Raw genomic sequence first — 13,958 nt, 5'->3', positions numbered from 1 at the left:
AATACGTTAACTCACCACTGCACACCGATATTTATAATAAATTGATATGTGTTTTATATTGAAATACAAAGAAATAAATGTGACTAAGTGCACAATTGCAAGCCAATCCCTATGGTCAAATAAAAACCACAATAAGAATATGTCAATGAGTGAATACGTTGTCTGAAATGTAATATCTTCCGTCAATATCCCTGTCTGAACGCCAGTCAATAGGGGTTATTTCTCCCCTCTGTTTTAAACGCTGACGGGAATAAAGACGCCTTATGCCAAGTGCATACAAATACGGCTGCCGTTTCAATGTGAAGGTTTATGTTATGGAAGAATTTTCTCGTCGTCGTTTTATTGCTTATGTGGGAAGTGCAATCGTCGTTACTGGACATTCCAGTCTTGCGCGAGCGGAAGATAAAGGAGAAGAAACAGAGAAAACCAGCAGACCCCATTCGGTAAAATATGGTTTATTACACAACGAGCAGCGTTGTATCGGTTGTAATGCATGCGTCGGTGCCTGTAAAAAAACCAATAATGTCCCAGATGGTGTGACTCGACTAAAGATCCTGAAAACCGTCGATATCCCAGCAACAGAAACATCACGTTCATTCAAACAATTTTTTCGCGAATCCTGCCAGCATTGTGAGAACCCACCATGCGTTTCAGTATGCCCGACAGGGGCATCTTTCAAGGATGCACTAACTGGCATTGTCGATGTCAACGATAAACGCTGCGTCGGCTGCCGCTATTGTATTGCCGCCTGTCCCTATCATGTCCGTTTCATTAACCCTGTCAGCAAAACAGCAGATAAGTGTAACTTTTGCCGTGAAACCAATCTGGCTGCGGGAAAACCGCCTGCCTGCGTAGAAATATGCCCGACCAAGGCATTGGTGTTTGGCGACCTAAACGATCCCAATAGCGATATATCAAAAATGATTAAGAGCAATGCAACCTACCGCTCAAAAGTCTATCTCGGCACCGAACCACAACTTTATCGTATTCCGGGCAGACGAGGAGAAATCGACAATGCATAACGCTTTCCATTTTGACACCCTCGTTTGGGACTGGCCTATTGCCATTTACCTCTTGCTGGTAGGCATTTCCGCAGGCATGGTATCAATCGCAATTTTGATTAAATATTATGCACCAGCGGAATATCACGGTAGCAACATCGTGATGAAATCCACGGCCATTATCGCGCCGCTGGCCGTTATTATCGGTTTGGTCATTCTCATCTTTCACCTGACGCGCCCCATGACGTTTTGGTACCTGATGGTGTTCTATAACCCCACATCCATCATGTCCCTCGGCGTCATGCTATTCCAAGTGTACTTCGTGGTCATTCTGCTATGGATCATCACCCTCTATCGGGAAGGATTACTTAACCTGATTGATACCCGACTGCACCGCCCGGCATTAGCGCAACGGGTACAAAAAGTGACGACGATCATCGCGAAGAAATCGGGTTTGATCGAAAACGTCTTACTCGTGCTGGCTATTCTGCTCGGGTGCTATACCGGATTTCTGCTTTCTGCATTGAAATCCTTCCCATTACTGAACAATCCGGTGCTCCCAGTGCTATTTTTAGCCTCGGGTACAACATCGGGCATTGCTGTCATCATGCTGAGCAGTGCCATGAGTCGCCAGTCATCTGCCAGCCCGGCAACATTGCATTTTATTCACCGGATAGAAAACCCGGTGGTCTATGCAGAACTGTTCCTGTTGTTTGCCTTCTTTATTGGGCTACTACTGGGTGGCGGGCAGAAAACTGTCGCGGCACACGCGGCACTCAGCGGTTTTTGGGGAAATGTCTTCTGGATAGGGATCATCGGACTGGGTATCGCGGTGCCACTGATTGCCAGCCTGATACGTCGCCCACATGCCCACCTCGGCAAGGGTCGGATGATCACGATGGCTGCGCTTAGTTTATGCGGGGTCTTCCTGTTACGCCTGTTCGTGCTCTATGCCGGACAAATGACGGTGGCTTAACCGATGAATACATCATGGATTCTATTCTGGATTGCATCAATGACCTTTTTTATGCAATCCCTGGATACCACCATGTTGTATATCGCGATCCCAGCGATCGCAGATTCACTACATCAACCGGTACTACATATGGAAATGATCGTGATTTCCTATGTCATTACCGTCGTGGCATTCACGCCAGTCAACGGTTGGCTGGCGGAGCGCCTCGGAGAACGCAAAACGTATTTACTGGCAATCAGTATCTTTATGGTAGGGTCACTGCTATGCACCACAGCGAATTCCGTTATCAGCTTAAGCGCCTTTCGTTTTATTCAGGGCATTGGCGGAGCATTAATGCTCCCTATTATCAGAACAGTGATATTAAGAACCACCCCACAAACCATGAAGTTGCGTTTTCTCAATCGAATCACCCTGCTGGGGTTATTAGGAACAATGATTGGGCCGATATTAGGCAGTCTCGTGATTAATTATTTTTCATGGAGAAGCCTTTTTATTTTTAATATTCCATTATCGCTGTGCTGCTTCTTCTTAGCGAAGAGATTCATACCGAATGAACAGCGCGGAGAAACAGAAAGAAAAGTTGATCCTTATGGGCTAACATTATTGGTCATTATGTTATTTCTGGCAGCATTTACATTAACTGCGCTACCAAAAGACATCATTCCAATGCCAATAGCCTTATTACTGTGTGCATCCGGCGTTGGTTTAGCATTTCTTTATTTCAAGCGAGACATCACCCAAAAAGCATCACTATTTCCTGCCTCGCTTTTTGAAATAAAGACATTCTCTATCGGCATGGCTGGCAGCGTATTAACCAGAATATTGCTCTCATCCATCCCTGTCGTGCTCTCGCTCGTGTTGCAAACAACATTATCGTGTCAGCCAGTAGAAACCAGTATGGTTCTGTTGCTGTTCTCCTCCGGCGCGTTACTGTCAAAACTGCTGTTTGAATCCATGATAAAACGCACAGGCTATCGACGACTGCTACTGATGACAACGTGTTTTACTTCAGTCTGTATTCTTGCACTGAGCGTTGCCGTGCAGGAAAAATCAATGATGCAAATTGGCATGATTGCCACCGTTTTAGGCATATTGATCTCAACCTTACATTCGGCAGAAAGTACATTGGCTTTTAGTAATCTGAATCATGACACGTACAACAGTGGAAACACGATGCTCACCACCTCACAACTGATATCTGTCATGGTCAGTATGGCATTAACATTTCCAATATTACGCTTCCTTTCCCGATTCGAATTAACATTTAATCTAAATAGCTTTAGCTTACTTTTTTTATTATTGGGCATTGGTTTACCGATTTGCTGTCTGATATTCAACCGTCTTAATGACGACGATGGTCAACATTTTATTCATGGGAGATAAAGAGAAAATTCATTAGCTTTTATTCGCAATTAAATTTTTATTAAAAATTAATCTAAATGGAATCACTGACATGAAAACATCCTCAGGTGCGCTTTTCCTTTGCCTTTTTTTAGCCACGGGAACCGCTGTTGCCCAAGACAATATGTTTAAAGCAGGAACATATTCTGCCGCTAAACCGGGGCTCGGCGGCGATGTCACCGTCACAATTGACGTTGATGCTCAGGGAAAAGTAACCCAGTCCACCATTAGTGCGCCAGACGAAACGCCAGAAGTCGGCGGCGAAGCAGCTCAAGCCTTAGCGAAAGCGATGGTAGATAAACAAAGCATTCAGGTCGATGGCGTGTCCGGCGCCAGCATTACCAGCGGTGCAGTACTTGAAGCCGCAGAGGAGGCCTACTCACAGGCCAAAGTCAGTCAATAACAAACCGCAATATAGCGGCTGTTTTTACCATGTCGTTACTAACTATGTTGTTACTAACTATGTTGTGACTAACCATGTCGTTACTACGCAAGGAAAATACAATGAAAACATTCAGGAAAAGCCTATTAGCGACGCTATGCGTCGCGGTGATGGGGCTACCCACGGTGCAGGCAGCGGAAACGGTGAAACCAGAACTGCCAAAAAGTGCCGATGTTGTTGTTATCGGCGCTGGCGCTGCGGGTACAGCGGCAACGATGTCAGCGGCAGAAAAAGGAGCCAAGATCGTTTTGCTGGAGAAACAACCCGTAGTGGGCGGGACGGGTAACTTTGCCGAAGGCATTTTTGCCGCTAACAGCACAATGCAAAAGCGTCAGGGGATTATTGTCACGCCCGATATGGCATTCAAAACCATCATGGAATACAGCCACTGGATGGCAAACCCATTTGTGGTTCGCGCGTTCGTTAACCGTTCGGCAGACACGATTGAATGGGTGAAATCAAAAGGTATCAAGTTCGAATACATCGGCCCTGGCGGTCCCGGCGGAATGCTGACCTGGCATGTCATTGACGGCCCCGGCCACGGACGTCATCTCATCAAAACATTCCATGAGCAGTTTAAAAATATGGATGTCACCACGCTGGTTAAGGTAGCAGGTAAAGATCTGATCGTTAAAGACGGCAAAGTCACCGGCGTTATCGCACAGGATAGTGAAGGTCATCAATTCCAGATTGAGACAAAAGCCGTCATCATCGCGACGGGTGGTTATGCCAACAACAAGGAAATGCTGCAAAAGTATGCTGCTTTCCCAGATACCATTATGGTCGGTAACGTCGGTAAAGATGGCGACGGTATAAACATGGCGTGGAAAGCCGGAGCCAAACCGGACGGCATGGGGGTACTGCAAGCCTATCGCCCCGGCCTGCCGGACTATGCCCCCAACTCGCATCTGTTGGCCGCGGCTCGTCAACCCTACCTCTGGGTTGACCAACACGGACGGCGTTTTACCGATGAATCCAACGTAATTATTTGGCCACACTCTGGTAATGCCCTATCAAAAGCGGGCGGCATCATGTACTCCATTTTTGACGAGCAATCCCGTAAGCACTATGTCGAGGACGGTATTGACGTTCCTATTGGTGAGTGGGTTATCGCCAATACCAAGCTGACTAAATTTGATGACGAATTCAATAAAGAAACTCAGAAACAACGTGGTTTTGTCTTCAAATCGGCAACGGTTGAAGGGCTGGCTAAAGAAATGGGCATAGATGTCAATGTGCTGAAAGAGACCCTGGAGCAGAACAATAAATTTGCGTCTCAAAAACGTGATGAGATATTTAACAAAAACATGGATTATCTACGCCCTGTGAAAACGGGTCCATTCTATGCCGTCAAAATGCAGCCAGCCGCATTAGGTACGCTGGGTGGGGTGAAGATCAACGAAAAAATGCAGGCGATAGATAAATCTGGTGAGGCCATTCCGGGTCTGTATGTCACAGGTAATGATGCCGCGGGCATGTATGGCGATACCTATGATTTACTACTGGGTGGCGGCACCTTTGGCTTCGCGCTGAACTCAGGCCGTATCGCAGCAGAAAACGCGCTTGATTATATCCATTTCACTAAAAAATAACGTATAACATCTCAAGCCAGCGAGCGAGAATACCCAATATCGGGAAAACTCCCTGGCTTGACTCATCATATCGCTGCCTTTATCCCGCTTTTCGAAACGTAAGATTAAAACGGTACTCACTCGATATGCTGGCAGGCACAACACCACGTTTAAGCGGCGCAATACCATGATAACGTAATCGTGAATCGCCACCCCATACGACGACGTCGCCGTGTAACAGCGAGCAGCGCTGGATACTATCGCTACGCGTCATGCCGCCAAATAAAAAAGTGGCGCCCAATCCTAACGACACGGAAACGATCGGCTGGTTGAAATCGATCTCATCTTTATCCTGATGTAACGACATACGTGCCCCGACCTCATAACGATTGATCAAACAGGCATCAGGCACGAAATTATCAAAGCCCGCTTTACTGGCCGCACGATTCGCCAGCAGGGTAAAAACGCTCGGTAGCGCAGGCCACGGTTGTCCGTTAATAGGATCGCACGATGCGTAGCGATAACCCGACTCATCGGTTATCCATCCCAACGGGCCACAATTACTCATCGCTACTGACATAACATGTCCACCCGGCGTGACCATATGACGAAAAGGCGATTGCGTCACAACCTCAGCGATCGCTGCCATCAACGCCGCAGATTCGCCATAAGCGAACCCTCGCAGGAGAACCGCGCCAGAAGCTAACACTTCCGTTCGTTGTTCCGGTTCATCCTCTGCAAATAAATCAAAATTCATCACGTTCCGACCCTTGCTCCCCGTACCGCGCACTATCACTACTTATGGAAACTACCGCTACTTATGGACTCTACCGCTACTTATGGACACTACCGCCACTCATGGATAGGTCGGCGGCATTATCTGAAATTGTCGCGGTTCCATCGCCGGACAACAATGCCTCCTTCGCCAATAGCGCCCGCTTCCGCTCAACGCCCCAACGATAACCAGACAGTTTGCCGTCGTGACGCACGACCCGGTGGCAGGGGATCGCAACAGCCAGATGGTTTGCCGCACAGGCGCCCGCAACAGCCCGAACCGCAGCCGGCGAACCCAACATGATTGCAATATCACGATAGCTGACGGTTTCTCCAACGGGGATCCGTCGTAAGGCCTGCCATACCCGTTGCTGAAAAGCCGTACCCCGAATATCGAGCGGCAATGCCAGACCTATTGTAGGATCGTCAACAAAACCAACAACCTGAGCCATTCTCTGCTCAAAATCCCGATCACCGCCAATGAAAGAAGCCAGAGCAAACCTATCCTGCAATTCATCGATCAATTGTTGCGGCTCATCACCCAACAGAATAGCGCAAATGCCGCGTTCACTTTCAGCGACCAGAATCTCGCCCACCGAACAGCGACCAACAGCAAAATAGATCGTTATGCCCTTCCCTTTATTCTGGAATGCCGTTGGCGTCATCCCCAGCAATGCACTGGATTGGGAATAAAAACGTCCATTAGGGCCGTATCCCGCAGCCAATATCGTTTCCGCGATCGGTGCCTGAGCCGCTAACTGTTGACGCATCTGCTGATGTCGATGAGCCTGAGCAAATTGTTTTGGAGTCACTCCCGTATTCGATTTAAACACACGATGGAAATAAAACGGACTCATTCCCACCGCTTTTGCCAACGCAGACAACGTTAGCGTTTTCTCCGATTGCTCAATGATTCGGCAGGCAGTCGCAATCTGTTCCGCTTGTTGGCTCTCGCGCGAGATTCGCCCCTGACGGCAACGCTTACAAGGACGAAACCCTGCATGCTCGGCCTCAACCGGCGAAGCAAAAAACCGAACATTTTCACGCTTAGGCTGACGCGATGCGCAAGACGGTGAGCAATATATTCCGGTGGTGGTAACGGCATACACAAAGAGGCCATCTGCCGTTTTGTCTCGCGTTTGTATTGCATGCCAGCATTCCTTTTCATCACGACAGAACGGCTCATCCCGATCGCACTGTTGCGGTGGAACACATTTTTTCATTTTTCACCCCGTGCATCATGGTTAACGACAACCCTTTTCCTTCTCCCATCACCATAAAACGAAGTGACCCGATGAACACGCCCAACGCTTGCTTTTTAATTCTACGTCACCGACATCATCGCCCATCATATAGAGGATTATCCTATAATCGCTGAAGCATAGTTGCCTGACCATCCGCTCACAGGCGTTATCCGCTTGCTCGACAACCCGGTAAGCGATTCATTGATTGCTCATCATGAGCACCTTCAAAAGTGGAAAATAGCGATGACATCCCACCCTCAGCAGGATTTTGATCGTCGAGCCGCAATACATCTCAGCACGATCAGTGAACGTTGGGCAAATTTGATAACGCAAGTGGGAATCTGTCGCCACCAGACGGCTCCTCACCGGGAACCTTACGAAGCATTGATTCGCGCCGTTGCTCACCAACAGCTAACAACACGTGCTGGCGATGCAATGATCGCAAAGTTAATAACTACCCATGGAGGACGCTTTCCCAGTGCAAAACAGCTGGTTGACTGCTCAACGGAAACTCTGCGCCAATGTGGCTTTTCCGCTCGCAAGGTAGAAACGCTACATGCTATTTCTCACGGCGCATTGAGTGGTTTGGTGCCCAGTCTGAAACAGGCTTATGAGATGGATGATGAAACACTGATTAATCAGCTGAGCACATTAAAAGGAATTGGCCGCTGGACCGTTGAAATTTTTCTGATTTATTCTCTGGAACGCACCGACATCATGCCGCTTGACGATCTCGGCATCAGGCAGGGGTTGCGCTACGTCAACAACCTGCACAGCATGCCGAACCGTCGCACCCTAAGCGAGCTCAGTCGCCCCTGCCAGCCTTACCGAACCATCGCATCGTGGTATCTATGGCGTTCACTGGAATTACCGGATTATCGTGCATTCAAACTGACACAACTGCCGTAACGTTTAGCTGTTTCGCCTAGTTTGCAGACTTGCGCCACGACGTTTGTGGCGGCGCTGCACGATACGCTCGCGTAGCGTATCGTAAACCCAGTTATATACCACCGTATAAGGCAGAAAGAACAGGAAGAATCCAATTTCAACCATCAGCGCCTGCCACAGCGTCATATTCAACATCCACGCGGCTAGCGGCAAACCAATTAAAATAAACCCACCTTCAAAGCCTAATGCATGACAAATACGCAACGGTAAGCGACGTTTCACCCGAGAGACTGGCCACAGCCGATCGAACATGGCGTTATAAATGATGTTCCAAATCATCGCCACGCTGGATAGCATGATAGCCAGCGCACCCATATTGAATATCGATTTATTTAATACCCAGGCCCCGACTGGCGCACAAATCATCAGTGCGATCAATTCAAAACCAACGGCATGGCAGATGCGTTCACGTATTGTCTTCTTTTGCATAACTTTTCACTCATTATTCTGTTGCGCGGGTATAGCCCGCTTTCTCGCCTTCCCTCCGAAAAGGAGAGGGCTATGCTTATTTTCATCGTAATAAGTGATAGAATTAAATTAGTATCAATCGATAAAAACGATAGGTAGCAATGCGATATTCTCCAGAATCACTGATGGCCTTCATGGCCGCCGTTAACACGGGCTCATTTTCGGCTGCGGCCCGCCAGTTGCACAAAAGTCAATCCACGGTGAGTGCGGCTATCGCCAATCTGGAAACGGATTTAGGGCTGGTGCTCTTTGATCGTTCAGGACATCAACCGGTACTGACCCAAGCAGGCAGGAAAGTACTGACACATATACAAGCCATTCTTTCCGCCAGCGATATGCTGGATGAATTAGCGATCAGGCTATCCGATAACATTGAATCCCGATTGACCTTTGTGCTGTCTGATACCTGGAAAACCACCCATTACGAACCTGTCCTTCAAGATTTCGTCCAGCGCTTTCCCGATACCGAATTCGAATGTCTGATAGCAGAAGATGATGATGTGATTGATTTGCTGCAATCAGAACGTGCCCATGTGGGGCTTTTACGTGCGCAGGCGGATTACCCACCGGATATTGCGGCCTCCCGATTACAAGTAAAGACAGAAATGGCTGTATTTGTCGCGGCAACACATCCATTGGCCTCGAAGAAAAGGATTACCCGCAACCAGCTTGCGATGGTGCGTCAACTTTATCTGAATACTTATAAACGTAGCGATCGGTTACAGGCGGAAGGGATCGTTTGGTCGGCCCCTTCTTATTTAATGTTGTTGGAAATGGCTCAGCAGGGTTTTGGCTGGAGCATATTGCCGCGCTGGTTAGTTTCCCGCTACGACCATCAAATGCTGGTTGAACTGCCCGTGACCGGATGGCCCCAGCTTATCGAGGTCGATGTAGCCTGGTCTAAACTGCACCCTCCCGGCCCTGCGGGCTTATGGATGATCGATAACCTGCTGGCCCGGCAGGAAAATACGCTAAACTTTCCAAACTGAATCGTTCACATTTTAACACGGAGATACCATGGCATTTTCTTCGCAGTAACGGGAAGCGCTACTGACGGTAAAAGGTGTCGGAGCAACAATCATCGCTCGACTGGAACAAATGGGTTTTACTACACTAGCCCAGCTTAGCGAAGCTGACGCCAGCGACATTGTTGCTAACGCTGCCGTACTCACTGGCTCAACCTGTTGGAAGAATAGTCCCCAGGCGCGAGCGGCCATCAGCGCAGCGATTGCGTTAGCAAAATCACACCAAACGTAATGTGGTGAAATAAGTGGAACGGGAAGAGGAATATACCCGTCATACTTCAAGTTGTCAGTGCTTTGGCCATGCTCGCAACGTTGCAATTTCGTAGCCAGCACAAGCAGCGGTTCAAAAATGCATTGACGTTCTTTTCCCGCTACTGAAATTATTTCGAGTACGAGTCGCTCGCCATTGCTTATATTATTTTCGCCTTACACCTCTGTTTTAAAAAAATAACAGAATTAATTGAATGGTTATTATTTTTAAATAGCATTATTAATTTAATTATTTAACTTAATTAAGTTAAATAACATTCATCATGTTGATATATAAACCTATTTAATCACAATGCTTTTACTTTTTCTTATGCTAACAATAACACAAAGATAATCACGCTATTTATTGTCAATTATGTGATGTACCAAAGTGGTACCCCCTGCCATAAAACCATACTATTATAGTGGCTACATTTTAGATAATCAGGTGGTAGGGCAAAACGTTATTGTCTTGAGCATCACACATCTAGTTATTCTCGCGAGATAGATGTTCAGCCTGATACAAAAACCATTAATAGAAAATTTAATTACACAAGATACCAACCTACTTATAATACGAACGCGGGTGAGAAAATATGTCGAATAAACCCTTTCATTACCAAGAGCCTTTTCCTTTGGGAGAAGACAAGACTGAATATCGTCTACTAAGCAGTGATTTCGTTTCTGTAACACAATTTGAAGGCAAAGATATTCTCAAAATTGAACCGGAGGCCCTTACCCTCCTGTCACAACAAGCCTTCCATGATGCATCCTTTATGCTTCGCCCAGCCCACCAACAGCAAGTCGCCGACATTCTCCACGATCCACAAGCCAGCGAAAACGACAAATATGTCGCCCTGCAATTTCTGCGCAATTCTGAAATTGCCGCTAAAGGCATTCTGCCAACGTGTCAGGATACCGGTACCGCACTCATCGTTGGTAAAAAAGGCCAGCGTGTCTGGACTGACAGCAATGATGCCGAAGCCCTGTCTCGCGGCGTATATAACACCTTTATCGAAGATAACCTGCGCTATTCGCAGAATGCCGCGCTGGATATGTATAAAGAGGTGAATACCGGCACGAACCTGCCGGCCCAGATCGATCTCTACAGTACCGAAGGCGAGGATTATAAATTCCTGTTCGTCACCAAAGGTGGCGGTTCAGCGAACAAAACCTACCTGTATCAGGAAACCAAAGCGCTGCTGACGCCAGGAAAACTGAAAAGCTTCCTGATCGAAAAAATGCGCTCACTGGGAACAGCGGCTTGTCCTCCGTACCACATCGCCTTCGTGATCGGCGGAACCTCGGCAGAAGCCACGCTCAAAACCGTGAAACTGGCCTCGACCAAATACTATGACGCGCTGCCAACCGAAGGAAATGAACACGGTCAGGCCTTCCGTGATGTCGCGCTGGAACAGGAAATTCTGGAAGCCGCTCGCGATCTGGGGCTAGGTGCGCAATTTGGCGGCAAGTATTTTGCTCACGATGTACGCATTATCCGTCTGCCGCGCCACGGCGCGTCCTGCCCTGTCGGCATGGGGGTTTCCTGCTCGGCTGACCGTAATATCAAAGGTAAAATTAACCGCAAAGGCGTCTGGCTGGAACAGCTAGAACAAAATCCGGGTAAATATATTCCTGAACATTTACGCGAAGCGGGAGAAGGCGATGCGGTTAAGATTGACCTGAACCGTCCGATGGCCGAGATTCTGAAAACGTTGTCTCAGTACCCGGTATTAACGCGTCTCTCTTTGACCGGTACCATCATCGTGGGTCGTGACATTGCCCATGCCAAACTGAAAGAACGACTGGATAACGGTGAAGGACTGCCGCAGTACATCAAAGATCATCCGATTTATTACGCCGGCCCGGCAAAAACGCCAGCAGGCTATGCTTCTGGCTCATTAGGCCCGACAACGGCTGGTCGTATGGATTCTTACGTCGATTTGCTGCAATCCAATGGCGGTAGCATGATCATGTTAGCCAAGGGCAATCGTAGTCAGCAGGTAACGGATGCCTGTAAGAAACACGGCGGTTTCTATCTGGGCAGTATCGGCGGTCCGGCAGCTATTCTGGCGCAAAACAGCATCAAGAGCCTGACCTGTCTGGAATATCCGGAACTAGGTATGGAAGCCATCTGGAAAATCGAAGTTGAAGACTTCCCTGCCTTTATTCTGGTTGATGACAAAGGGAATGATTTCCTTCAGGTTATTCAAAACACTAAATGCACAAAATGTGCATAACACGTTACTGACAAGCCTGCCTAAACTCCCCCATCTGGGGGAGTTATTTATTTCAGTCCCAATCGTTTCGCCAGACGATGCAAATTCCCACTATCCATCTCCAATGCTCTTGCGCATGAAGACCAGTTACCTTGATATCTCACCAAAGCCTGTTGAATTATCTGACGTTGATATGCATCAGTTGCTGCTCGCAACCCACCGCTAACCCCATAAGATGGAGCGGATTCAGTCACCAATGAATCAATCGTAGGACGAACGGATTGAGTGGGCATATCGAGGTTGAAATGTTCTGATCGTAATAAAATCTCCCCCGTTTCTTGCCCCGCCCGAGCCAACACGGTGGCACGATAAATAGCATGTTCCAGTTCTCGCACATTACCAGGCCAGTCATACTGTTCCAGCAACGCTATCGCTTCTTTCGTCAACGCCAGACGATTCAACGCCAACTGAGCACGGCTGCGTTCACAGAAGAACCCAACCAACAATGCAATATCCTGACGACGTTCGCGCAATGGCGGAACAGAAAGCGGGAAAACACTTAAACGATGAAAGAGATCGGCACGAAAAGCGCCATCCAACACGGCCTGTCGTAGATCGCGGTTGGTCGCCGCCAACACTCTGACATCCACTTTTAGGCTACTGTCGTCACCGACTCGCTGCAAATCACCGTACTGCAATACACGCAGCAACTTTGCCTGTAGCGTCAGTGACAATTCGCCAATCTCATCAAGGAACAACGTACCGTTATCAGCCATTTCAAACTTGCCAGTACGATGATGGATCGCACCAGTAAACGCGCCTTTGACATGCCCAAACAGCTCGCTTTCCGCGACAGACTCCGGCAATGCCGCACAGTTTAGGTAAACCAGTGGATGACCCGCACGGCTGGAACCTCGGTGCAATGCCCGAGCCACCAGCTCTTTTCCCACACCGGTCTCTCCCATAATCAGCACATTCAGATCGGAGCCTGCGACAATATCCACTTCCTTCTTCAACCGTTGCATCGGTTCAGATAAGCCGATAATTTCGTCAACCGTTTCGGTTGTTGCCACACTATCACCACGCACTGGCGCAGGTAATTGGCGTTCCAGACGCTCCATTAATAGCGCATTGCTAAGCGCTGCCGCCGCCATCGCCCCGACCAATCGCAATTCTTCATCACTGAAATGATCAAACTGGAACGGGTCCATACCATCGACGGTCAAAGCACCGATAAGGTTTTGATTGGCAAACAACGGCAGGCCGACGCAGGCATGCACTTTGAGTTCTTCCTGACTTGGGATAAGTCCATCATAAGGATCGGGAAGCTGGCTATCCGCTGGAAAGCGCACCACATCCCCCGCGCGTGCAATAGCCTCCAGTCGGGGATGCTCCGATAGCAGGAAGCGACGTCCCAATACATCGGATGCCAATCCATCGATTGCCAGCGGGCGAAATAACTGGTTCTCATAACGCAACAGCGCCGACGCATCGCAACGCAGCAATTGCCGCAAGCTGTTGATCAACTGCTGAAAACGGTCCTGATTAGAGATCCCCATTTGTAATTCTATGGCGATCTGCGCCAGTGCGTTGATGGATAACGTCATGTTGTGTCCTAATGACAGAGTCTGTGTCATTAA

General features: G+C 48.3%; 13 protein-coding genes. 9 read left to right on the top strand and 4 right to left on the bottom strand.

Going from position 1 to position 13,958, the window contains the following annotated elements:
- Positions 1-314: 314 nt before the first annotated feature.
- The 5 genes from ACKPVM_RS15940 to ACKPVM_RS15920 all read left to right on the top strand — a co-directional run bounded on the left by ACKPVM_RS15940 (position 315) and on the right by ACKPVM_RS15920 (position 5,412).
- The gene (locus ACKPVM_RS15940; protein ID WP_409310548.1) at positions 315-1,022 is read left to right on the top strand and encodes a 4Fe-4S dicluster domain-containing protein; all 708 of its coding nucleotides are present in this window, start codon (positions 315-317) and stop codon (positions 1,020-1,022) included.
- A complete protein-coding gene (gene nrfD / locus ACKPVM_RS15935; RefSeq protein ID WP_409310546.1) occupies positions 1,015-1,977 on the top strand; it encodes a cytochrome c nitrite reductase subunit NrfD in 963 nt (320 codons plus the stop codon). Before ACKPVM_RS15940 ends, nrfD begins: the two co-directional genes overlap by 8 nt.
- A 3-nt stretch (positions 1,978-1,980) precedes the next feature.
- Positions 1,981-3,360, top strand: a complete 1,380-nt coding sequence (locus ACKPVM_RS15930) for an MFS transporter (RefSeq protein WP_409310544.1) — start codon at positions 1,981-1,983, stop codon at positions 3,358-3,360.
- Between the two features lie 70 nt (positions 3,361-3,430).
- Positions 3,431-3,781 (top strand): FMN-binding protein, encoded by a 351-nt coding sequence (locus ACKPVM_RS15925; RefSeq protein ID WP_409310542.1) that lies wholly within the window; start codon positions 3,431-3,433, stop codon positions 3,779-3,781.
- A 101-nt stretch (positions 3,782-3,882) separates the two neighbouring features.
- Positions 3,883-5,412: an FAD-dependent oxidoreductase gene (locus ACKPVM_RS15920; protein WP_409310540.1), complete on the top strand. Its 1,530-nt coding sequence runs from the start codon at positions 3,883-3,885 to the stop codon at positions 5,410-5,412.
- A gap of 79 nt (positions 5,413-5,491) precedes the next feature.
- Here the strand turns inward: ACKPVM_RS15920 and alkB are convergent, their stop codons facing one another.
- Together alkB and ada are read right to left on the bottom strand one after the other, a co-directional pair.
- Positions 5,492-6,148, bottom strand: a complete 657-nt coding sequence (alkB, locus tag ACKPVM_RS15915) for a DNA oxidative demethylase AlkB (protein ID WP_409310589.1) — start codon at positions 6,146-6,148, stop codon at positions 5,492-5,494.
- Between the two features lie 76 nt (positions 6,149-6,224).
- Complete coding sequence (ada, locus tag ACKPVM_RS15910) at positions 6,225-7,388, bottom strand: bifunctional DNA-binding transcriptional regulator/O6-methylguanine-DNA methyltransferase Ada (RefSeq protein WP_409310538.1); 1,164 nt, start codon at positions 7,386-7,388, stop codon at positions 6,225-6,227.
- Between the two features lie 264 nt (positions 7,389-7,652).
- On the opposite strand from ada, the gene ACKPVM_RS15905 reads away from it, so the two are divergent.
- Positions 7,653-8,318, top strand: a complete 666-nt coding sequence (locus ACKPVM_RS15905; protein ID WP_409310536.1) for a DNA-3-methyladenine glycosylase family protein — start codon at positions 7,653-7,655, stop codon at positions 8,316-8,318.
- A gap of 3 nt (positions 8,319-8,321) precedes the next feature.
- Here ACKPVM_RS15905 and ACKPVM_RS15900 read toward each other — a convergent pair whose 3' ends face one another.
- A complete protein-coding gene (locus ACKPVM_RS15900; protein WP_409310534.1) occupies positions 8,322-8,786 on the bottom strand; it encodes a multidrug/biocide efflux PACE transporter in 465 nt (154 codons plus the stop codon).
- 140 nt (positions 8,787-8,926) lie between these two features.
- Between ACKPVM_RS15900 and ACKPVM_RS15895 the strand changes: the two genes are divergently transcribed.
- The 3 genes from ACKPVM_RS15895 to fumA all read left to right on the top strand — a co-directional run bounded on the left by ACKPVM_RS15895 (position 8,927) and on the right by fumA (position 12,339).
- A complete protein-coding gene (locus tag ACKPVM_RS15895; RefSeq protein WP_409310532.1) occupies positions 8,927-9,814 on the top strand; it encodes a LysR family transcriptional regulator in 888 nt (295 codons plus the stop codon).
- Between the two features lie 61 nt (positions 9,815-9,875).
- A complete protein-coding gene (locus tag ACKPVM_RS15890) occupies positions 9,876-10,082 on the top strand; it encodes a helix-hairpin-helix domain-containing protein (RefSeq protein ID WP_409310587.1) in 207 nt (68 codons plus the stop codon).
- Positions 10,083-10,695: 613 nt separating this feature from the next.
- Positions 10,696-12,339: a class I fumarate hydratase FumA gene (fumA, locus tag ACKPVM_RS15885; protein WP_409310530.1), complete on the top strand. Its 1,644-nt coding sequence runs from the start codon at positions 10,696-10,698 to the stop codon at positions 12,337-12,339.
- A 47-nt stretch (positions 12,340-12,386) separates the two neighbouring features.
- Here the strand turns inward: fumA and norR are convergent, their stop codons facing one another.
- Positions 12,387-13,925, bottom strand: a complete 1,539-nt coding sequence (gene norR / locus ACKPVM_RS15880; RefSeq protein WP_409310585.1) for a nitric oxide reductase transcriptional regulator NorR — start codon at positions 13,923-13,925, stop codon at positions 12,387-12,389.
- Positions 13,926-13,958 lie beyond the last annotated feature (33 nt).

The organism is Pectobacterium hainanensis (assembly GCF_046237015.1).
GTDB lineage: Bacteria > Pseudomonadota > Gammaproteobacteria > Enterobacterales > Enterobacteriaceae > JBJYIN01.
Note: the sequence above shows the minus strand (reverse complement) of the source record. Positions and strands in the feature narration are given on the sequence as shown.

Coding starts and splice junctions, on each gene's coding strand:
- ACKPVM_RS15940 (WP_409310548.1), top strand. CDS start 315: ATGGAAGAATTTTCTCGTCGTCGTTTTATTGCTTATGTGGGAAGTGCA.
- nrfD (WP_409310546.1), top strand. CDS start 1,015: ATGCATAACGCTTTCCATTTTGACACCCTCGTTTGGGACTGGCCTATT.
- ACKPVM_RS15930 (WP_409310544.1), top strand. CDS start 1,981: ATGAATACATCATGGATTCTATTCTGGATTGCATCAATGACCTTTTTT.
- ACKPVM_RS15925 (WP_409310542.1), top strand. CDS start 3,431: ATGAAAACATCCTCAGGTGCGCTTTTCCTTTGCCTTTTTTTAGCCACG.
- ACKPVM_RS15920 (WP_409310540.1), top strand. CDS start 3,883: ATGAAAACATTCAGGAAAAGCCTATTAGCGACGCTATGCGTCGCGGTG.
- alkB (WP_409310589.1), bottom strand. CDS start 6,148: ATGAATTTTGATTTATTTGCAGAGGATGAACCGGAACAACGAACGGAA.
- ada (WP_409310538.1), bottom strand. CDS start 7,388: ATGAAAAAATGTGTTCCACCGCAACAGTGCGATCGGGATGAGCCGTTC.
- ACKPVM_RS15905 (WP_409310536.1), top strand. CDS start 7,653: ATGACATCCCACCCTCAGCAGGATTTTGATCGTCGAGCCGCAATACAT.
- ACKPVM_RS15900 (WP_409310534.1), bottom strand. CDS start 8,786: ATGCAAAAGAAGACAATACGTGAACGCATCTGCCATGCCGTTGGTTTT.
- ACKPVM_RS15895 (WP_409310532.1), top strand. CDS start 8,927: ATGCGATATTCTCCAGAATCACTGATGGCCTTCATGGCCGCCGTTAAC.
- fumA (WP_409310530.1), top strand. CDS start 10,696: ATGTCGAATAAACCCTTTCATTACCAAGAGCCTTTTCCTTTGGGAGAA.
- norR (WP_409310585.1), bottom strand. CDS start 13,925: ATGACGTTATCCATCAACGCACTGGCGCAGATCGCCATAGAATTACAA.